This is a genomic window from Clostridium arbusti SL206, from assembly GCF_000246895.1.
Classification (GTDB): Bacteria; Bacillota; Clostridia; order Clostridiales; family Clostridiaceae; genus Clostridium_I; species Clostridium_I arbusti.
Genome location: NZ_BAEV01000001.1, coordinates 88,444 through 109,678, shown reverse-complemented (window position 1 = coordinate 109,678; position 21,235 = coordinate 88,444). Strand labels below are relative to the sequence as shown.

21 protein-coding genes are annotated in these 21,235 nt (G+C 32.0%); 18 read left to right on the top strand and 3 right to left on the bottom strand.

Annotation, left to right across the window (positions count from 1 at the left end; genetic code table 11):
• Positions 1-306: 306 nt before the first annotated feature.
• A complete protein-coding gene (locus RH99_RS00520) occupies positions 307-513 on the top strand; it encodes a hypothetical protein (protein WP_010232960.1) in 207 nt (68 codons plus the stop codon).
• Between the two features lie 104 nt (positions 514-617).
• Positions 618-908 (top strand): DUF4190 domain-containing protein, encoded by a 291-nt coding sequence (locus RH99_RS00515; RefSeq protein WP_010232959.1) that lies wholly within the window; start codon positions 618-620, stop codon positions 906-908.
• Between the two features lie 266 nt (positions 909-1,174).
• Here the strand turns inward: RH99_RS00515 and RH99_RS00510 are convergent, their stop codons facing one another.
• The 3 genes from RH99_RS00510 to RH99_RS00500 form a co-directional block, all read right to left on the bottom strand.
• The gene (locus RH99_RS00510; RefSeq protein WP_010232958.1) at positions 1,175-2,368 is read right to left on the bottom strand and encodes an ABC transporter permease; all 1,194 of its coding nucleotides are present in this window, start codon (positions 2,366-2,368) and stop codon (positions 1,175-1,177) included.
• Positions 2,365-3,048 (bottom strand): ABC transporter ATP-binding protein, encoded by a 684-nt coding sequence (locus RH99_RS00505; RefSeq protein ID WP_010232956.1) that lies wholly within the window; start codon positions 3,046-3,048, stop codon positions 2,365-2,367. The genes RH99_RS00510 and RH99_RS00505 overlap by 4 nt, the downstream gene beginning before the upstream one ends.
• Before the next feature lie 161 nt (positions 3,049-3,209).
• Complete coding sequence (locus RH99_RS00500; RefSeq protein WP_010232955.1) at positions 3,210-4,592, bottom strand: efflux RND transporter periplasmic adaptor subunit; 1,383 nt, start codon at positions 4,590-4,592, stop codon at positions 3,210-3,212.
• 209 nt (positions 4,593-4,801) lie between these two features.
• Between RH99_RS00500 and RH99_RS00495 the strand changes: the two genes are divergently transcribed.
• From RH99_RS00495 to RH99_RS00420, 16 genes are all read left to right on the top strand, one after another.
• Positions 4,802-5,272: a methylated-DNA--[protein]-cysteine S-methyltransferase gene (locus tag RH99_RS00495; RefSeq protein ID WP_010232953.1), complete on the top strand. Its 471-nt coding sequence runs from the start codon at positions 4,802-4,804 to the stop codon at positions 5,270-5,272.
• A gap of 116 nt (positions 5,273-5,388) precedes the next feature.
• Positions 5,389-6,465 (top strand): NAD(P)H-dependent flavin oxidoreductase, encoded by a 1,077-nt coding sequence (locus RH99_RS00490; RefSeq protein ID WP_010232951.1) that lies wholly within the window; start codon positions 5,389-5,391, stop codon positions 6,463-6,465.
• A gap of 80 nt (positions 6,466-6,545) precedes the next feature.
• Positions 6,546-7,013 carry a MarR family winged helix-turn-helix transcriptional regulator gene (locus RH99_RS00485; protein ID WP_010232949.1) on the top strand — a complete coding sequence of 156 codons (468 nt, stop codon included), beginning with the start codon at positions 6,546-6,548 and terminating at the stop codon, positions 7,011-7,013.
• A 4-nt stretch (positions 7,014-7,017) separates the two neighbouring features.
• The gene (locus tag RH99_RS00480; RefSeq protein ID WP_010232948.1) at positions 7,018-8,004 is read left to right on the top strand and encodes a beta-ketoacyl-ACP synthase III; all 987 of its coding nucleotides are present in this window, start codon (positions 7,018-7,020) and stop codon (positions 8,002-8,004) included.
• Positions 8,005-8,142: 138 nt separating this feature from the next.
• Positions 8,143-9,081: an enoyl-[acyl-carrier-protein] reductase FabK gene (fabK, locus tag RH99_RS00475; protein WP_010232947.1), complete on the top strand. Its 939-nt coding sequence runs from the start codon at positions 8,143-8,145 to the stop codon at positions 9,079-9,081.
• Between the two features lie 30 nt (positions 9,082-9,111).
• A complete protein-coding gene (fabD, locus tag RH99_RS00470) occupies positions 9,112-10,047 on the top strand; it encodes an ACP S-malonyltransferase (RefSeq protein WP_010232946.1) in 936 nt (311 codons plus the stop codon).
• A gap of 13 nt (positions 10,048-10,060) precedes the next feature.
• Positions 10,061-10,816: a 3-oxoacyl-[acyl-carrier-protein] reductase gene (gene fabG, locus RH99_RS00465; protein ID WP_010232945.1), complete on the top strand. Its 756-nt coding sequence runs from the start codon at positions 10,061-10,063 to the stop codon at positions 10,814-10,816.
• Between the two features lie 46 nt (positions 10,817-10,862).
• Positions 10,863-12,104, top strand: a complete 1,242-nt coding sequence (fabF, locus tag RH99_RS00460) for a beta-ketoacyl-ACP synthase II (RefSeq protein WP_010232944.1) — start codon at positions 10,863-10,865, stop codon at positions 12,102-12,104.
• A 5-nt stretch (positions 12,105-12,109) separates the two neighbouring features.
• Positions 12,110-12,604, top strand: a complete 495-nt coding sequence (gene accB, locus RH99_RS00455; protein ID WP_010232943.1) for an acetyl-CoA carboxylase biotin carboxyl carrier protein — start codon at positions 12,110-12,112, stop codon at positions 12,602-12,604.
• Between the two features lie 102 nt (positions 12,605-12,706).
• Positions 12,707-13,132 carry a 3-hydroxyacyl-ACP dehydratase FabZ gene (gene fabZ, locus RH99_RS00450; protein ID WP_010232942.1) on the top strand — a complete coding sequence of 142 codons (426 nt, stop codon included), beginning with the start codon at positions 12,707-12,709 and terminating at the stop codon, positions 13,130-13,132.
• A gap of 129 nt (positions 13,133-13,261) precedes the next feature.
• A complete protein-coding gene (locus tag RH99_RS00445) occupies positions 13,262-14,605 on the top strand; it encodes an acetyl-CoA carboxylase biotin carboxylase subunit (protein WP_010232941.1) in 1,344 nt (447 codons plus the stop codon).
• 110 nt (positions 14,606-14,715) lie between these two features.
• Complete coding sequence (gene accD, locus RH99_RS18820; protein WP_010232940.1) at positions 14,716-15,576, top strand: acetyl-CoA carboxylase, carboxyltransferase subunit beta; 861 nt, start codon at positions 14,716-14,718, stop codon at positions 15,574-15,576.
• A gap of 18 nt (positions 15,577-15,594) precedes the next feature.
• Positions 15,595-16,413, top strand: a complete 819-nt coding sequence (locus RH99_RS18815) for an acetyl-CoA carboxylase carboxyltransferase subunit alpha (RefSeq protein WP_010232937.1) — start codon at positions 15,595-15,597, stop codon at positions 16,411-16,413.
• A gap of 132 nt (positions 16,414-16,545) precedes the next feature.
• Positions 16,546-18,705: a type IA DNA topoisomerase gene (locus RH99_RS00430; RefSeq protein ID WP_010232935.1), complete on the top strand. Its 2,160-nt coding sequence runs from the start codon at positions 16,546-16,548 to the stop codon at positions 18,703-18,705.
• 379 nt (positions 18,706-19,084) lie between these two features.
• Positions 19,085-19,930 (top strand): ModD protein, encoded by an 846-nt coding sequence (gene modD, locus RH99_RS00425; RefSeq protein WP_010232933.1) that lies wholly within the window; start codon positions 19,085-19,087, stop codon positions 19,928-19,930.
• 151 nt (positions 19,931-20,081) lie between these two features.
• Positions 20,082-21,089, top strand: a complete 1,008-nt coding sequence (locus RH99_RS00420; RefSeq protein WP_010232931.1) for an ABC transporter substrate-binding protein — start codon at positions 20,082-20,084, stop codon at positions 21,087-21,089.
• Positions 21,090-21,235: the final 146 nt, after the last annotated feature.

The following is a 21,235-nucleotide window of genomic DNA, read 5'->3' as shown; positions in this document are numbered from 1 at the left end:
TCAATATTTGATTATGATAAGATAATATTAATATAAGTACTAATTTATGTCAATGGGCGTTAGTAAGCAGTAATTATAACAGACACTTTATAAATAAAAGAAATATATTTAAGGGATAATTTTTTATTTTAATACCTTAACTTAATCTATTAATAATGTTATAAACACAATTTAAAACATTAAAATAAAGCAAAGAGTAAGAAACAATAAAGAAAATCTAAAGATTTAGTTTTACAAATTCAGAATAAATATTGAGATTAAACTCATATAATTGTAGGGATAAGTTTTTGTTTGGGGGAATTACTTATGTCTTGTCCTAATTTGGAGGTGTGTCCATTTATTAATAATTCAGATGAGAGACTTAAGGATGATATTACTAAATATAAGAATAGATTTTGTAATGCAAATTATGAAAAATGTGCTAGATTTATTCTTGGTAATAGTATAGGAGAGGTACCTGATGATCTAGCACCAGATGAGATAAAGCGTGCGGAGAAACTAATGAAAAAATAAATAAAATACTTAAACATAATAAAAAAACCTTGTTTTAAGTGTGAAAGATATAATAGTAGAATATATGTCATTATAATAATATTTTTAGAGGAGTGAGAATCGCTTTGGTTAAAAATGATAATTTTTCTGTGGCAAGTATGATTCTAGGTATAATAAGTGTGGTTTTTGATTTTATTCCGGGAATTAATTTTTTGGGAATAATATTGGCGGTGTTAGCAATTGTTTTTGCCGTTATAGGTAAAAATAAAATTAAAAATTCTAATGGTGAGCTTAATGGTACCGGTATGGCTACTGCAGGGTTAGTGCTTGGAATTATATCGGTTGCTTTGTTCGTATTATTTTTAGCGGCTTGTGGAGCTTTAATTGGAGCAGCTGCATCTAGTACAAATTACTGATGAATATAATGTCTGATAATAAAAGCTTAGAATACTGCGACAAAGTATAATTTATTTGAAAGATTTACTAATAAGATTTACTAATTAAAAGTTAATGATCTGTCTCATAATGCATATCTATGTATTGTGAGACAGATCATTAACCATTTTACTACTAAAAATATGATTTATAGTAATTAAATGAAGCTATTCTTAAATTAAATGAGTATTCATTATTTTTGAGACCGCTCTTTATTCTTATTTGTATAGGATATACTTATTTTAATCTACTCATAACTTAGTGCATCTATTGGATTTAATTTTGATGCTTTGTTTGCAGGGTATAGACCAAATACAACACCTACAGTTACTGAAAATGCGAAAGCTGCTAATATAACGGATGCTGATAATTGTATTGCAGTATGGTTATAAGTTTGTAACAATTCACTACCGCCAATACCAATTAGTACTCCTATTATACCGCCTATACCACTTACAAATACTGCTTCAATAAGAAATTGTAAAAGTATTGCTTTCCTTTTAGCTCCAAGTGCTTTCCTTATACCAATCTCTCGTGTACGTTCCATAACTGATACAAGCATTATATTCATTATGCCAATACCACCAACGACTAGCGAAATAGCTGCTATACCAGAAAGCATATTAGTCATGCTTTGTTGCGTTGAAGTAGCAGTTTGAAGTAAGCTAGTTTCATTCATTACCCTAAAATACTTATTCGTATCTGAGGTAGTTGAACTTATTGGTAAATTATATTTTTTATCTAAGAAAATCTGTAGATAAGACATGGCAGTATCTACAGTACTAGAATTTGATGCTTGAACGTAGAAGGTTTTTACTTGTGTTGTCTTCAAAAGTCTTTGAGCTGTTGTAAGAGGAATCAATACTGTATCATCTGATGAGCCCATAGAGGTTGTTCCCATAGATGCTAAAACACCTACTATAGTAAAGTTTACACCATTTATACTTAGTGATTCACCTACAACATTTGTGCTGTTGAAGAGCTCAGTAGCAACATCTGTTCCAACTACAACAGAATAATATCTATTATCTAAATCCGATTGATTTATAAATCTTCCATCCTGAATCGACATATTTCGAATTTTTTCAAAATTACTTTCTACAGCCTGAGCAGAGGTGCTTGCAGTTTTGCCGTTACCTTCAATATTCACATTTTGGGTTAGTGTTGGAGAAATATCTGTTATACCAGGTTTAGTTTTCAGTTGTTCCAATTCTTTGGTTGTAATATTTTCATTTCTATTTCCTACAATGTTGACAGTTATAAGATTAGTACCCATACTTTGTATTGAGTCTTGGACTTGTTTAGTAGTTCCTTGACCCATAGCAACTAGAATAATAACAGAGGCTATACCAATAATTATTCCAAGCATTGTAAGAAGAGATCTTATCTTGTTACCGATGATGGATTTTATGGACATCTTAAACAGTTGATATATTTTCATTTAATATTCCCCCTATCATCAGAAATTATAATGCCATCTTTTATTTGTACTCTTCTTTCTGCCTTTTCAGCAATGGACAGGTCATGAGTTATTAGTACAATTGTTCTACCTGTTTTGTGAAGTTCCTGCAATAAGATAAGGACTTCTTTACCAGTTTTACTATCTAATGCTCCAGTAGGTTCATCTGCCATTATTACTGAGGGGTTAGTGGCTAGAGCTCGAGCTATAGATACCCTTTGCTGTTGTCCGCCGGAAAGTTCAGATGGCTTGTGATGAATACGATTGGATAGACCTACTTGATCTAATGCATCCAATATTCTTTTCTTTCTTTCAGCTCCATTTAATCCTAAGTAAATTAATGGTATTTCTACATTTTCATAAACATTTAATTTCGTTAGAAGATTATATTTTTGAAATATAAACCCTATTTTTTCATTTCTTATTTCAGCAAGTTGGTCATCATTTAAACTTTCAACTGGTTTTCCATCTAATATATAGCTTCCTTCAGAAGGTACATCAAGACATCCCAAAATATTCATTAAAGTAGATTTACCAGAGCCTGATGGACCCACAATAGCAGCAAATTCTCCATCATTTATATTTAAAGAAACATTATCTAATGCATAGACTTTCTCTTTACCCATTTTATAGATTTTACTAAGATTTTTTACTTCTATCATTTATAGTTTCCTCCATAATTAATTTTTATCTAATAACTAACCACTGTAATACTTCAGTAGAAAGAAGATAACAGTGAAAGGTCTATAGATAATGACTTCTAGGTTTCAGATGGAGTAAAGACTTTATCTGAATCGAAGAATTTTGTTTATGATGTAAGTTTTTAATTTCCACTACGGCCACCGCCACTAAAACCGCTAGCACCGCCAAATCCGCTGCCACCACCGTTACGGCCACTAGAGCCAGATCTGCCTTGTGAACCAGTAGAAGAAATATTTGGCAGTTGAACTAAAACTTTTTGTCCCTCTTGGAGTCCATTTGTAATTTCTACATAATTTTGATTTTCAAGACCTGTTTGAACTTCTACAAGTTTTCCTCCGGCTGCTGATGCTCTGCCGTTATTACTGTAGCCACTATTTTGTCCACTTCTAGAATTACTTTGTGAGTTGCTATCATTACCACCGTATTTATTTTTTCTGGTAGTATTGCTTGAACTATTTTCACCATTTGTAGAGCTTACAGATCCCTCCATCACATATTTTTTACCATTTCTACTTTGTATAGCTTCCGTAGGAAGCATTACCACATTATCTTTATTTTGAACATGTATATTTATATTGGCATTCATACCAAGTTTTATACCATCTGGATTATCTATAGTAACCACTACATTATAAGTAGTTACATTATTTGTTGTTTGTCCTGTGTAAGCAATATTAGCAACTGAGCCTGTGAAGTTCTTATCCTTTATATCATTAAAAGTAATATCAGCTTTCTGACCAACTTGTACTTTATTTATATCCAATTCATCTATAGGTACATTTAATTGTAGATGGCTAGTATCAACAATTGTAGCTATAGTTTTTCCACTTTGTACTGTGTCTCCATTTTGGTTATTAGCTGCTACTACAGTACCACTTATAGGAACTGATAAATTTAGAGCGTTTTTATTAGTAATGTCGTTATTTAAAGTATTTTGTAATTGTTGAATAGTCAAATTCTGATTATTTATATTTTGTGTTTTAGTAGTATTGTCATTATTTAGCGTATTCTGTAATTGTTGAATAGTTATATTTTCATTATCAATATCTGATTGCTTGCTCATTTGGGAAACTTGTGTTTGCGCTTGATTTAGTTTCATTTGATCAGTTTGTTGCTGATAATTTGCTTGATTAGTTATTTGAGTTAACTGCTGTTTTGCTTGCTGAAGCTTTAATTGATCTGATTGTATTTGATTACTTATGGTAGTGTCATTTATGTAACCTAAAGAATCTCCTTGTTTAACTACACTTCCAGCTTGTATTGGAAAGTTAGTTAGAACACCATTGCCAGTAGCTAATATATCTTTTGGTGATGAAGCAGCTACGGTACCTGTTCCTGGTACATCCACTGAAATGGAACCTTTTGTGGCAGTCATTGATATAAATCTGCTTTGACTGGTAGTTTTAGTTTTAGAATATTTACTATAAGCATAGTAAGAACCACCAGAAATTATAGCTACTATTACTATTGGTATAATTAATTTTTTTAATGAAGCTCTATTCATTTTAATCCCCCCAAATATATATTTTTATATAATCTTGTAAAATAAATTTAAATTAATTAAGATTTTAATTACATAATAAAGATTTATTGTTACAGGTTTATGGCAAGATTATTAATAGATTATTATTGTTAGCAATTGTTTTGGGTTATGATACAATATAATAGCTATAAAAGTATGTAACTTTATAATAAGTAGAGGTGGGATTTATCATGTGCTATGCATACTATTCATCACCTATAGGGTTGATTAAAATTAAAGGTTCAAAGAATGGAATAGAAATATTGGAATTCGTAGATAATGGAAAACAAGAAGAAATGTGTAAACAAGAAAAAATAGATGAGAACACTTCGCTAGCCTTAAAGGAGCTAGATGAGTATTTTAATAATAAGAGAACAACCTTTACAGTTAAAATCAATATTCAGGGAACTGAATTTCAAAAAAAGGTATGGAAGGAACTTATAAATATACCCTATGGTAAGACTTATTCTTATAAACAAATAGCAGAGGCTATAGGCAATCCAAAAGCAGCAAGGGCAGTGGGAAATGCCAATAATAAAAATAAAATAGCCATAATAATTCCATGTCATAGGGTAATAGGTAAAGATGGTAAGCTTGTAGGATATGCAGGGGGAATTAATAGAAAAAAGTACTTGCTTGAATTGGAAAATATATCATTATAAAAACAAATTTTAACAATTGTTCTTGACGAAATAGGACTTTTTATATATACTTTGATTATCAAAATATATAATTATGAATATAAGTATTTAACTATATAGAAAAGGAAGAGATAATTATGAAATTACCTCCTTTAGTGATAGGAGATTTAAAAGCGGATATTCCAATAGTTCAAGGAGGAATGGGCGTTGGTATATCACGTTCTAAATTAGCGGGTGCTGTTGCAAAGTGTGGTGCTGTTGGAGTAATTTCATCAGTACAAATTGGTTTTGATGAACCTGATTTTGAAACTAATACTTTGGAGGCAAATGCAAGAGCTTTAAGAAAACATATTAGAAGGGCAAAGGAAATTAGCCCAAAAGGAATAATAGCAATAAATCATATGGTTGCTGTAAACAATTATGATGTATTGGCAAAGGTAGCAGTAGAGGAAGGAATAGACCTTATAATATCAGGGGCAGGGATTCCGATGTCACTACCAGCAGTTGTGGAAGGTTCAAATACTAAGATTGCACCAATAGTTTCATCTGCAAAAGCGGCAAAGGTTATTTGTAAGATGTGGGATAAGAAACACGATAGAATACCTGATTTAGTTGTAGTAGAAGGACCGAATGCAGGTGGACATCTTGGTTTTTCAATAGAACAACTTACAGGTGAAAATAATATAGATTTAGGTGAAATAGTACAGTCCGTAATAGAAGCAGTAAAACCTTTTGAGGATAAATATAAAAGAAAGATACCTGTTATTTGTGCTGGCGGAATATACACAGGAGAAGATATTGCAAAGTATATAAAATTAGGAGCAGCAGGTGTGCAAATTGCTACTAGATTTATAGCTACAGAAGAGTGTGATGCACATATAAAATATAAACAAGCTTTTATTGATTGTAAGAAAGAGGATATAGAAATTGTAGTTAGCCCAGTAGGGATGCCAGGAAGAGCTATAAGGAATCCCTTTATCGAAAAAATAAAAAAAGAAAAAGAACCTATAACAAAATGTTATAACTGCTTGAAACCATGTAATCCTAAAAATACTCCATATTGTATATCAAATGCTCTTATAAATGCTGTAGAGGGTGATATTGATAATGGATTATTATTTACAGGTAGTAATGCGTACAAAATAGATAAAATTGTTACAGTGAAAGAACTTTTGGATGAACTTGTATCCGAATGCGAAGCACATCTAGAATAGTTGACAAGTCAAGCTTATTACATTATACTTTGACTGTCAAAATATTTGATATTCAAAATATTTAAAAAGTGGTGATATAGTTGGATAAGACGTTAACTGTAATGAATGAATTAATGGTAGACATATTTAACGGTATACTGACTATAGAACAAACGGCACTGAAAGAAGGTTCATTTAAAGATATATCAGTTACTGAAATGCACACCATTGAAGCTATAGGTATGTATGTTCCAAAAACTATGTCTAAGGTGGCTTTAGATCTTGGAATTACAGTAGGAACTCTTACCACGGCTATAAGTAACTTAGTAAAAAAAGGTTATGTTGAGAGGAAAAGATCTGAGGAAGATAGAAGAGTAGTTAAGATTGCTTTAACTAGAAAAGGTAAGCTTGCTTACAGAATACATGCAAAATTTCATAGAGATATGATTAGGGAGACTTTAAAAGGAATGAGTAGTAAGGAAGAAGAAGTTTTAATAAACGCTTTGGAGAAAATTAATTATTTTTTCAGGAATAAATATAAAATAGAGGTAAGGACTAACGAGGAGTGATTTTGTGAATAATGTTAAAATAATAGGGACTGGAAGTTATGCGCCTGATAGAATAGTAACAAATTCCGATCTCTCAGAAATAGTTGATACTAATGATGAATGGATTTCCAGCAGGACTGGAATAAAAGAAAGAAGAATAACTACAGGAGAAGACACATCGGTATTGTCTACAAAAGCGGCATTAGAGGCTATAAAGAATGCGAATATAGATCCTTTAGAAATAGATTTAGTAGTTGTAGGGACTGCTTCTCCAGATAAGTTTATACCTTCAACAGCTTGTATCGTTCAGGCAGAAATAGGTGCAGAAAATGCAACGTGCTTTGACATAGCAGCTGCCTGTTCTGGATTTGTTTATGCTCTAAACATAGGGACTCAATTTATAAAAACTGGTCAATGTAAAACTGTTCTAGTAATTGGGGCAGAAGTACTATCTAAGATTATAGATTGGTCAGATAGAAGTACTTGTGTTTTATTTGGTGATGGAGCAGGTGCTGCAATACTCCAAAGATCACAGGATGAAAATGGAATACTGTCAATATATACAGGTTCTGATGGAAGAAATGGAGCAGAATTTTTAGCTTGTTCAGCAGTGCCGGTTAGAAATCCGTTTATCACGGCAGTAGAAAAAAATGATAATATAGTTACCATGAGCGGAAAAGATATATTCAGATTTGGTACTAAAATTATCCCTAAATGTATAGATCAGGTTTTGGAAAATCAGGATTGCACTATAGAAGATATTAAATATATTGTGCCCCATCAAGCTAATATGAGGATAATAGATTCTGCAGCTAAGAGATTAGAAATTCATAGCGATAAATTCTATATGAATTTAGATAAATATGGAAATACATCAGCAGCTAGTATACCACTTGCTCTTGATGAGATGGCAAGAAAAGGACTTCTTCACAGAGGAGATAAAATTATTTTAGTTGGTTTTGGTGGTGGTCTAACCTTTGGAGCAGTACTTATAGAGTGGATGATTGATTAAAGGTAAGAACTTATTAAGGTCAGATAAGGAGATTATATATTTATTGAGAACAATCAATTTAAATTTAGATCTTTCTATCTGACCTATTAACATAACAGCTACAAAGATGAAAATATTAGATAATACAAGGAGGATATCATGATTAAATCCATATTTTGTGAAATGGCAGGAATAGAGTATCCCATTATACAAGGTGCTATGGCATGGATTGCAGATAGCTCATTAGCGGCAGCAGTATCAAATGCTGGTGGACTTGGAATTATTGCAGGGGCTAATGCACCAGTAGATTATATAAGAGATGAAATTAGAAAAACAAAACAACTTACAGATAAACCTTTTGGAGTTAATATAATGCTTTTAAGTGATAATGCTGAGGAAATTGCAAAAATGGTTTGTGAAGAAGGTGTAAAAGTTGTTACCACTGGAGCTGGAAATCCAGGTAAATACGTTGAAATGTGGAAATCTCATGGTATAAAAGTTATACCTGTAGTAGCATCTGTTGCACTTGCTAAAAGGATGGAAAGAAGTGGAGTAGATGCAGTTATAGCTGAGGGATGTGAATCAGGTGGTCATGTGGGGGAACTTACTACTATGACTTTGGTTCCACAGGTGGTAGATGCAGTTAGTATTCCTGTAATTGCTGCCGGTGGTGTTGGTGATGGAAGAGGGATTGCAGCTGCATTTATGCTTGGTGCTGTAGGCGTACAGGTCGGAACTAGATTTTTAGTGGCTGATGAATGTACTGTACATGAAAACTATAAAGAAAAAGTTATAAAAGCAAAGGATATAGATTCAGTGGTTACAGGAAGACCTACAGGTCATCCTGTAAGAGTTTTGCGTAATAAACTTACTAGACAATTTCAAATCCTTGAAAAAGAAGGAGCAGAGGTTGACAAATATGAGGAATTAGGAAGAGGGGCATTACCAAAGGCTGTAAAGGATGGAGACATAAATATGGGATCTATTATGGCTGGGCAGATAGCTGGACTTGTATGCAAAAAGCAAAACTGTAAAGATATGATAAAAGAAATGTTTACACAAGCGGACAAGACATTGGAAAAAGTTAATAGTTTATAATCGAATATCTTAGAGAAATGGAGAGGTATTATGGAAAAAATAGCATTTTTATTTTCAGGTCAAGGTGCACAATATGTAGGCATGGGCAAGGAACTTTATGATAGCTTTGAGGATAGTAAGAATATATTTGAGCAAGCAGATAAGTCATTGAATTTTAAAATAAGTGACATTTGTTTTCAAGGTAGTAAAGAAGAGCTAGATAAGACAGAAAATACTCAACCGGCAATTTTGACAACAAGTATAGCGGCTCTTAAAGCTTTAGAAAGTAAAGGAATTAAGGCGGATATGGCAGCTGGGTTAAGCCTAGGTGAATATTCTGCCCTTGTATATAGTGGAGCTTTTGACTTTCAGGAGGCTGTAAAGCTTGTTAAAAAGAGAGGCAAATATATGCAAGAAGCTGTACCGCAAGGTAAAGGGGCTATGGCGGCAGTTTTGGGACTTGATGGTGATACGGTAAGAAAAGTGTGCATAGCGGCAAGTGATAAGGGAATAGTAGAACCTACTAATTTTAATTGTCCTGGACAGATTGCAATTGCTGGAGAAGTAGCAGCAGTAGAAGTGGCAGCAGAACTCGCTAAAGAAGCAGGAGCAAGAAAAGTGGTTATGCTTCAAGTTAGTGGGCCATTTCATACATCTATGCTAAAACCAGCATCGGATAAATTAGCAATAGAGCTTGAAAATGTAACTGTAAATAAGATGAGATTACCTGTAATAACTAATGTTACAGGAGATTATATAAAAACAGAACAAGAAATTAAGGAATTGCTTAGAAAACAGGTTATGAGTTCTGTTCTTTGGGAAGATACTATAAATAGGATGATAGATGATGGTGTAGATACATTTATTGAAATTGGTCCAGGAAAAGTATTAAGTGGATTTGTAAGAAAAATAAATAGAAAGCTTAAAATGTTTAATGTAGAAGATATAGAAAGTTTAAATAAGTGTGTAGAAAATATTATGGGATAGGAGGAATATTTAAATGCAATGTTGTAGTCTAAAAGATAGAACCGCAATAGTAACTGGTGCCAGTAGAGGTATTGGAAGAGCTATAGCACTTAGGCTCGCAGATATGGGCGCTAACGTAGTTGTAAATTACAGAAGCAGTGCTAAGGATACAGAAGAACTTTTACAAGAAATAGAGGCTAAAGGTGTAAAAGCTATAGCTGTTCAGGCTGATATAAGTGATTTTGAAGAGGCAAAAAATCTTATAAAGTCTGCTGTTGATACTTTTGATAGTATTGATATATTAGTTAATAATGCAGGAATAACTAAAGATGGACTTCTACTTAGAATGAAAGAAGAAGACTTTGATAGCGTTATTAATGTAAATTTAAAGGGAGCATTTAACACTATAAAGCATGTAAGTGGTATAATGTTAAAGCAGAGGTCTGGAAAGATAATAAATATTTCTTCTGTAGTAGGAATTACAGGAAATGCTGGTCAGCTAAATTATTCAGCTGCGAAGGCTGGCATTTTGGGGATAACAAAATCAGCGGCTAGAGAACTTGGAAGTAGAGGAATTACAGTTAATGCAGTAGCTCCAGGTTTTATTGAGACAGATATGACAGAGGTACTTTCAGATAAAGTTAAGGAAAATATAAAGACTACTATTCCATTGAAAAGCCTAGGGAAACCAGAAGATGTAGCAAATTTAGTAGGCTTTTTAGCTTCTGATATGGCTTCATACATAACTGGTCAAGTTATAAATGTAGATGGTGGTATGGTAATGCAATAACCTTTTAGGGTTATAACTTAAAAAAATATAAAGGTAGGAGAAGCGTATGAGTAGAAGAGTAGTTATTACTGGTATGGGAGCAATTACTCCTGTAGGCAATGATGTAGAAACATTTTGGAATTCAATTAAAAACGGAAAATGTGGAATTGATAAAATAACATTATTTGATACTACTGACTTCAAAGCTAAACTAGCAGCTGAAGTTAAAGAGTTTAATCCAGAAGATTATGTTGATAAAAAAGAAGCAAGAAGAATGGATAGATTCTGCCATTTCGCTATGGCTGCTTCAAAGGAAGCTGTAGAGGACTCTGGCTTGAAATTCGATGAACTTAATGCGGAAAGAGTTGGAGTTATACTAGGAAGTGGAATTGGAGGAATAGGTACTATTGAAGAACAGGTAAAGAAACTTAATGAAAAAGGACCTAACAGAGTTTCACCTATGCTTATACCAATGATAATAAGCAATATGGCTTCAGGACATGTAGCAATTAAATATGGTGCTAAGGGTATATGCACTACCATTGTTACAGCTTGTGCATCATCTAATAATGCTATTGGAGAATCATTTCATAAAATAAGAAATAACGAAGTTGATATAATAATTTCAGGAGGATCAGAAGCTGCCATTACTCCTATTTCTATTGCGGGATTTGCATCAATGACAGCTCTTAGTAAGAGTACTGATCCAGAGAGAGCATCTATACCTTTTGATGCTGAAAGAAATGGATTTATAATGGGTGAAGGATCAGGAATACTTATATTGGAAGAACTTGAACATGCAAAAAAGAGAAATGCTAAAATATATGCAGAAGTTGTAGGTTATGGTTCAACCTGCGATGCTTATCATATTACTTCACCATCACCAGATGGGGCAGATGGAGCTAGAGCTATGAAGATGGCTATAGATGAAGCTAATATTGAACCTAAAGATGTATCTTATATAAATGTTCATGGAACAAGTACTCCAGTGGGTGATAAATCAGAGACAGAAGCTATAAAAAATGTATTTGAAGATTACGCATATAAAATACCTGTTAGTTCAACAAAATCAATGACAGGACATTTGCTTGGAGCTGCAGGAGCTGTTGAAGCGGTTATATCCATTAAAGCTTTACAGGATGGATGTGTGCCACCTACTGTAGGCTTAAAAGTTAAAGATCCTGAATGTGATTTAGATTATGTTACAGACTTAGGTAGAAAAGCAGATTTAAACTATGCATTATCTAACGGATTAGGTTTTGGTGGACACAATGCAACTATTCTATTTAAGAAATGGACCGGGAGGTAATTTAAGTGGATTATAAATCAATACAACAGCTTATTAAGACAGCTGGAGAAGAAGGACTTACATTTCTAGAGATTGAAACTGAAGGTATTCATATAACTATGAAAAAGGGATTAGAGGATGATACACCTGAAAATTCAATAAGTGTAACTAGTAGTTCAGAAATCTTAGAAGATGAAAAAGAAGAGAGATCACAAAGTGAAGAGAAAGTTATAGAAGAAGATAAGACTTTAGCTAGTAAACCAATTATAGATGAAAAGAACGTTAAGGCTGTAAATTCTCCTATAGTAGGTACTTTCTATTCATCAGGAGATCCAAAAGAACCTAATTTTGTAGAAGTTGGAAGCAAGGTTAAAAAAGGAGATACTCTTTGTATTATAGAAGCTATGAAGCTCATGAATGAGATACAATCAGAATTCGATGGTGAAGTGGTTGAAGTATTAGTAGAAAATGAGCAGATGGTTGAGTATGGTCAGAAATTGTTTAAGATAAAGGTTAAATAGATAAAATTCTATAGTAGAGTTATCCGGAAGATATGTAAATATAGTATATGTTCAGTTTATATATAAATTAAAGAGTTTTATGATCAAAGTGGAGGAAAAATTATGAGTTTAGATATAAAACAAATAATGGAGATAATACCACATAGATATCCTATGCTTTTAGTTGACAGGGTTGAGGAAATTGAACCAGGTAAGAAAGCTGTAGGTTATAAGAATGTTACAGCTAATGAACAATTTTTTCAAGGACACTTTCCAGGAAATCCTGTAATGCCAGGTGTTTTAATAATAGAAGCATTAGCACAGTTAGGTGCAGTAGCAATTCTAAGTATGGATGCTTACAAGGGAAAAACACCGTATTTTGGTGGTATAAAAATGGCTAAGTTTAGAAAGATGGTTGTTCCAGGAGACGTATTAAAGCTTGAAGTAGAGATAGTTAAAATAAAGGGACCCGCTGGAATTGGTAAAGCTATTGCTACTGTAGATGGCAAAAAGGCCGCAGAAGCTGAACTTACATTTATGATAGGTTAAGTATGAAGTTTGTTTGATAAATTTGTAACACATATATAACTATGTCTAAAATTCAGTAAGAGTAGAATTTACTCTGAGTTTTAAGATTTGATTTATAAGCACTAAACTTTAGAAATGGAGAGTATAGATATGCTTAAAAAGATATTAATTGCTAATCGAGGAGAAATTGCAGTTAGAATAATAAGAGCTTGCCAGGAAATGAATATAGCTACTGTTGCTGTTTATTCAGAAGTTGATAAGGATGCAATGCATACTCAAATAGCAGATGAAGCAGTTTGTATTGGACCTGCAAAGTCCAAGGATAGCTATTTAAATATGCAAAATATAATAAGTGCTACTGTTCTTACTGGAGCACAAGCTATTCATCCTGGTTTTGGATTTTTATCTGAAAATAGTAAATTTGCAAAGATGTGTGAAGAATGTAACATCACATTTATAGGACCAGATGCAGAAACTATTGATAATATGGGTAATAAATCAAAGGCAAGAGAAATTATGATTAAAGCTGGAGTACCTGTTATTCCAGGAACAGAAGGTGCCGTTGATGGTTTAGAAAATGCTCTTAAAGAAGCAAAGAGAATAGGCTTCCCGGTAATGATTAAAGCTTCTGCTGGGGGCGGTGGAAGAGGAATAAGAATAGTTAAGGAAGAGAATGAATTTAAAAAGGCATTTGAAACCGCAAGAGCAGAAGCAGAGGCATCTTTTGGAGACGATACTATGTATATAGAGAAGTTTGTAGAGGAACCTAGACATGTTGAGTTTCAAATACTAGGAGATAATTTTGAAAATGTAGTTTATCTTGGTGAAAGAGATTGTTCTATTCAAAGAAGAAATCAAAAGGTATTGGAAGAAGCTCCATCACCAGTTATGACAGAGGAATTAAGAAAAGAAATGGGAGAAGTAGCTGTTAAAGCTGCCAAAGCCGTTAATTATAAAAATGCAGGGACAATAGAATTCTTATTGGATAAGCATGGTGACTATTATTTTATGGAAATGAATACTCGTATTCAAGTGGAGCATCCTATTACTGAAATGGTTACTGGAGTTGATTTATTAAAAGAACAAATCAAAATCGCATCTGGAGAACCCTTATCCTTTAAACAAGAGGATATTAAAATTACAGGGCATGCTATAGAATGTCGTATAAATGCGGAAAATCCAGATAAGGGATTTATGCCTTCGCCAGGAGAAATAAAATATCTTTATACTCCAGGGGGAATAGGTGTTAGACTTGATAGCGCTGCTTATCAGGGTTACATAATTCCACCTACATATGACTCTATGATAGGTAAACTTATTGTATATGGCAGAGATAGAAGTGAAGCTATAAGTAGAATGAAGAGGGCACTTGGAGAATTTATTATAGAAGGTGTAGATACGAATATAGATTTTCAATATAGAATAATAAATAATGCAACATTTAGAGAAGGTAATTATAATACAAGTTTTATAAATAAAGAGTTTAATTTATAAACCAGGATTTGAATTTTGGAATTATACGATAACATTAATATAATAGTAGTCATTTTCCATATTATTTTTAAACACATGATAAAACATGTGGTAAAGGTTAGGTGAAATTTATGGGGTTATTCAGAAAAAGAAAATATATTACTGTTAGTAATACTGAGATAAAAAATGAAAACATAGATATATCAGAAGAAGAGTTGCCCATAATACCAGATGGTATGTGGGTTAAATGTCCAAAGTGTGGAAGAATACTGTATAAAAATGACCTAAATGAAAACTTAAAGGTATGTGTAAATTGTAATGCACACCTTAGGTTAAATGCAAGAGAGAGAGTAAAGACTATAATAGATGAAGATACTTTTATAGAATTTGATTTAAACATTAAACCATCAAATCCTTTGAATTTTCCAGATTACGATGAAAAAACTAGGGAGGCGGCTGAAAAAACTGGACTTAATGATGCCGTGGTTACAGGAATGGGAAATGTAAATGGTAAAAATACAGTAATAGCTGTTATGGATAGTAATTTTATGATGGCTAGTATGGGATCAGTTGTTGGAGAAAAGATAACAAGAGCAATTGAAACAGCTACAGATAAGAAGTTACCAATAATAATATTTACTGCATCTGGAGGAGCCAGAATGCAAGAGGGTATATTTTCATTAATGCAAATGGCAAAAACAAGTAGTGCTCTTGCAAGACACGATGAAGCAGGACTTTTATATATTACAGTGCTTACAGATCCAACTACAGGTGGAGTTACTGCAAGTTTTGCTATGCTTGGAGATATAATAATTTCAGAGCCTGGTGCACTTATAGGTTTTGCTGGAAGAAGAGTTATAGAACAAACTATAAAACAAAAATTGCCCAGTGAATTTCAAAGTGCAGAATTCTTACTTAAACATGGGTTTATCGATAAAATTGTTGAAAGAGTTAAACTTAAAGATACTCTTGGAAAACTTTTATCAATATAAGAATTGAGGTGATATTCATTGGATAATGAAAATATAAAAACTCTATCTGCTTGGGAAAGACTTACTATTGCAAGAAAGGTAGAGAGACCAACAGCACTTGATTATGTAGAGAAGTTATTTGACTCCTTTATAGAACTACACGGAGATAGATTATTTGGAGATGATTCTGCTATCGTTGGAGGGCTTGCTACCATCAATGGTATATCTGTAACTGTAATAGGTCAGCAAAAGGGAAGAGATACTAAAGAAAATATAGAGAGAAATTTTGGTATGCCCAATCCAGAAGGTTATAGAAAAGCTCTTAGGCTTATGAAACAAGCAGAAAAATTTCAAAGGCCAGTTCTTTGTTTTGTGGATACTCCAGGAGCTTATTGTGGTATAGGGGCAGAAGAAAGAGGTCAAGGTGAAGCAATAGCTAGAAATCTTATGGAAATGTCTTCTCTAAAAACTCCTATAATATCTATATTTATTGGAGAAGGTGGAAGTGGTGGTGCACTTGCTTTAGCAGTAGCGGATCAGGTGTGGATGCTAGAAAATTCAGTTTATTCAATACTTTCTCCAGAAGGTTTTGCATCTATTCTATGGAAGGATGCAAAGAGGGCTAAAGAGGCTGCTGAGGTTATGAAAATAACTGCACAGGATTTAAAGAAATACGAGATTATAGAAAAAGTTATAAGTGAACCAGATGGTGGCGCACATACAGATCTAAATTTTGTGTGTAATAATTTGAAAAAAGTATTAATTGAGGAACTTCCAAAGCTTATAGACAAGGAAATGGATGTTCTTTTAAAAGAAAGATATGATAGATTTAGAAAAATGGGTAAGGTTATAGAATAAAGTAGTTTGATATTTTTCCTATAGTGGTATCTATAACAAAACAGACTGCAATCTAGCAGTCTGTTTTTGATTCTTTTATTCAATGAATTCTAGCTAAAGAATATTTGTTAGAAAAAAAGGAGGGAGATGTGAATGAAAAAAGTTATAATTGCTGAAAAGCCCTCGGTTGCAAAAAATATTGCTGATGCTTTTGGAATTAAAAAAAGAAAAGATGGATACTTTGAGGGTGATGAATATCTAGTTACATGGGCATTTGGTCATCTATTACAACTATATGATGCTAAAGATTATGATGAAGTTATGAGGGCATGGAGAATGGAGAAGTTTCCATTCATTCCAGAGAAGTTTGAGTATAAAGTTAAATGTGACAATTTAAATAGAACATCTGTAGATAAGGGTGCTGAAAAACAACTTAATACAATAAAAGGTTTAATAGATAGAAACGATGTAGATGGAATTATATCAGCAACAGATTTTGATAGAGAGGGTCAGGTTATTGGAGATGAAATATTTTTATATTTAAATGAAAGAAAACCTGTATTTAGAATACTATTGAATGAATGGACAGCAGCAGAAGTAAAAAAAGGAATGGAAAATTTAAAGAATAATGAGGAAATGCAATCACTTCAAGATGCAGGCATTGGTAGGCAATGGGCAGATTGGATAATAGGAATAAATTTAACTTCGGTAGCTACCTTAAGATATAATCCTAATGACAAGAAGATATTAAATATAGGAAGAGTCTTGTTACCAACATTAAAAATTATTTATGATAGAGATAAAGAAATAGAAAATTTTAAGTCATCAACTTATTATAAATTGATAGCTACTTTTAAGACAAAAGGTAATGATGAATTTGAAGGTATTTATTATGAAAAAGATAATGAAAAATTTGATGATAAAGAGGTTCCAGAAAATATAATTAAACTTTTAAAAGATAAGAATGCAGAAATTGTAGAAAAGCAAGTTGAGAAGAAGAAAGATTATGCACCACTTTTATTCAATCTATCAAATTTGCAAGGTTATATTACAAGTAAATATAAAGGATGGACTTCAGATAAAGTATTAAAGGTTGCCCAATCTCTTTATGAAAAGAAATTTACAACATATCCAAGGACAGGAAGCGTTGCATTAGAGGAAAGCTTAAAAGAAAGAACTAAAAAAGTGTTAGACATAATTAAAAAAGGATTAAAATATGAAAGCCAAATTAAGTTTATTGATAATAAAAGAATATTTAACAATTCAAAAGTAGAAAGCCATAGTGCAATAGTTCCAACTTATATGAAACCCAGTGGATTAAATAAGGATGAAGAGATTGTATATAATACAATTAAAAATAGATTTATAATGCAATTTTTACCGATAGCACAGTATGAAGAAACTAGGCTTGTCTCAAAAGTTAACGACGATACAATTAAAGGTATATTTGTATCAAAAGGAAAGGTTCAGATAGTTGAAGGATGGCATGTTGTTGAAAAAATGGAAAGTAAGGATACAGTTTTACCAATGGTATCAGAAAAAGAAACTATAGATATAATTGATAGTAAGGTAAATGCTGTTACTAAAAAACCACCCAAACTTCACACTGAGAAAACACTTTTGAGAGTTATGGAGACCTGTGGAAAGAGCTTTAAAGATGAAGAAGATACAGAAGAAATGATGGCTTCAATATTAAGTGGATTTAGTATAGGAACTCCAGCTACTAGGGCTGAAACAATAAAGAAACTAAAGGATGCATCATATATTAAATCAAAGGGAAAAAGTCTTACATGCACAGAGCTCGGTAAAACTTTAGTGGAAATATTTCCAGCAAAGGAACTTATGGATTTAGAATATACGGGTAGAATTGAAAAGACATTATCAGACATAGAAAAAGGAAAATTTAAAAAAGATGATTTTATAAATATGATTAAAGAATTTACTATAAATGCAGTAGATGCTATAAAAAAAGATACATCAATGTTAAAGAACTTTAAAGCAGATATACCAGAAGGGGCAGAGGTTATAGGTATATGTCCTATTTGTCAGAATCCTATATTAGAAAATGATAAAGGATTTGGATGCAGTAATTGGAAAAATGGGTGCGATTTTACAATATGGAAAAATGATAGATTTATTGCGTCACTAGGGAAAAAGGTTAGTAGACAAATGGTTGAAATATTACTTAAAAACGGTAAGGTTGGCTTTAGAAATATAAAAAGCAAAAAGGGAACAATGTATTCAGCATATTTAAAATATATTAAAGATGAAAAAAGTGGATATTATAAATGGGAAATGGAATTTATAAATTAAGTAGATAAATACATATAAATCTAAAATTATGGCAATAAATAAGGCTCCAAGAAATTGATTTTTGAAACCTTATTTAATTAATATTTTAATAATTAAATATATGATAAAATAATAAGATGATATATTAAACTTGATTTTTATGATAAAATGGTTATAATTTATAGTAACATAACTAAGTAAAATACAACTAAAGATAAGTTTTAATTTATTTATGATACGACATAATTAGTTGTATATCTATTAACTCCTTTTTCTTATATAATTCTAATAAAAATAAAGATTATTTTCTAGAAACTTCGTTAAAATATTGACAAAAGTAAAAAATTTAATAAGTTACAATATAACGGTGTAAATATATTTTTAAAAATGAGGGATGAAAGTGGTATATATTTCAGATGAAACTATAGATAAATTTATTAAGGAAGATATTCCATATATAGATTTAACTACATTAATTTTAGGTATAGGAAAAGAAAAAGGTAGTATAAAGTTCGTTACTAGAGAAGATGCAGTAATCACTGGTACAGAAGAAGTTATTAAAATATTTGAAAAGCTTAATATTAAAATTAAAAATTATGTATCAAGTGGGACTTTGGTCATACCAGGACAGGTGATTTTAGAAGGAGAAGGATATGCAGAAGCAGCACACATGGCATGGAAACTTTCTTCAAATATACTTGAGTATTGTTCTGGAATATCTACAAGGACTAGAAAATTAGTTGATGCAGCTAAAGCTATCAATCCTAAAATTGAACTTTTTACTACAAGAAAGGTATTCCCGGGAACTAAAGAACTATCAATAAAGTCAGCTATTGCAGGAGGAGCTTATCCTCATAGGCTTGGTTTATCTGAAACTATACTAATATTTAAGCAGCATATGAATTTTCTAGATGGTGTAGATGGATTGATTTCAAAGTTTGATGAAATCAAAACAAAAGCTTCTGAAAAAAAGATAATTGTTGAAGTTGATTCCCTTGAAGATGCTGTTAAATTTGCAAGAGTAGGTGTAGATGGGTTACAATTTGATAAAATTCCTCCAAAGGAATTAAAGGATATGGTTAAACAAATAAGAAGTATTAATAGAAATATAACTCTTATAGGCACAGGTGGCATTAATTCTAATAATATAGAAGAATATGCAAAGACAGGGGTAGATGCTATTTCAACTACTTGGGTATATTTTGGGAAGCCTATTGATATAGGAACTACCATAACGAAATTTTAATAATAATTAAATACTACTAATGAAATTTAAATTTCATTAGTAGTATTTATTAAAAATATAAAAAATAATATGTATTTCAGACATGCTGTATTGCGTATAATGATGTGTATAAGTTAGGCAAAGGAAATTTTAAAATTTAGGAGGTATCATTATGGAATTAATAGAAGAAAGTGTTTTATTAGATGATGATTGTAATTTAAATGACTTAAATTTTTTAGGTATAATAGCATGTAGTGTGAGGCAGACATTTAAAGAAGAACTTGAAAAAGCAGTAATAGATCATAAGAAGAAAAAAGGAATAGATTTAAAGTGCTATGTTCCATCTGGGTGCAGTTGTAAAGCTGACCTTAGTAATGTATGGGAAGCAAAAGATATAAAGGATTTTCCAGATGTTGTGGCCGCTAATGGATTTAAAGATGAATTTAAACAAGGATTTATGAAAAATCTTGTAAATAAGGAAAACTTTAAAGCGGTTAGAGGTGAAAATATAAATAAAGAGTTTTTAGAGGCAGGTTGTGTTGATCCAAGGGGATTATATACTATGTATGCTGCAGCTCCTAGTGTAATACTTGTAGATAAAAAGAAATTAGGAGAGTTACCAATTCCTAAGAGTTGGGGAGATTTACTAAACCCTATTTATAAGGATAACATAATTGTAGGGGGAACACCAGAGGAGTTAAGTGACTCGTCAGTATTATATATATATAAAGAATATGGAGAAGATGGAGTAAAGAAATTAGTAAAAAATACTAAGAATCTTTGGCATCCATCTAAAATGTCAAAGGTTGCAGGTACATTAAATACAGAGGGAGCAGCAATATATATTATGTCTTGGTTTTTTGCAAAAACGTGCCCTAATACAGAAAAAACAGCTATAGTGTGGCCTGAAGATGGAGCACTTATTAATCCTATGTGTATGTTAGCAAAGGAATCAAAACTTCAAGAGATGGATACAGTTATAAATTTTGTTACAGGCGAAGAACTTGGAAGTAAACTTGCAGAGAGTTATTTCCCATCATTAAATTTAAAAGTAGATAATAAATTGCCAGATGGTGCAAAATTTAAATGGCTAGGATGGGAATATTTAAGAGAAAATGATATGGAGCAAATAAGAAATATAACAAACACCATGTTTATAAGTGAATGGAAAAGTAAATAAGAAGTGTAGTTAGATTAAATACTTATTCAGGTAAATGTTAATTTTAATAATAAGGCATATGAAAATAAATAACAAGTCAAAGATACGACGTATATTATGAATCATACAAGGAAACAGGTTCTGATGATAGTGGTGCTATCAGAGGG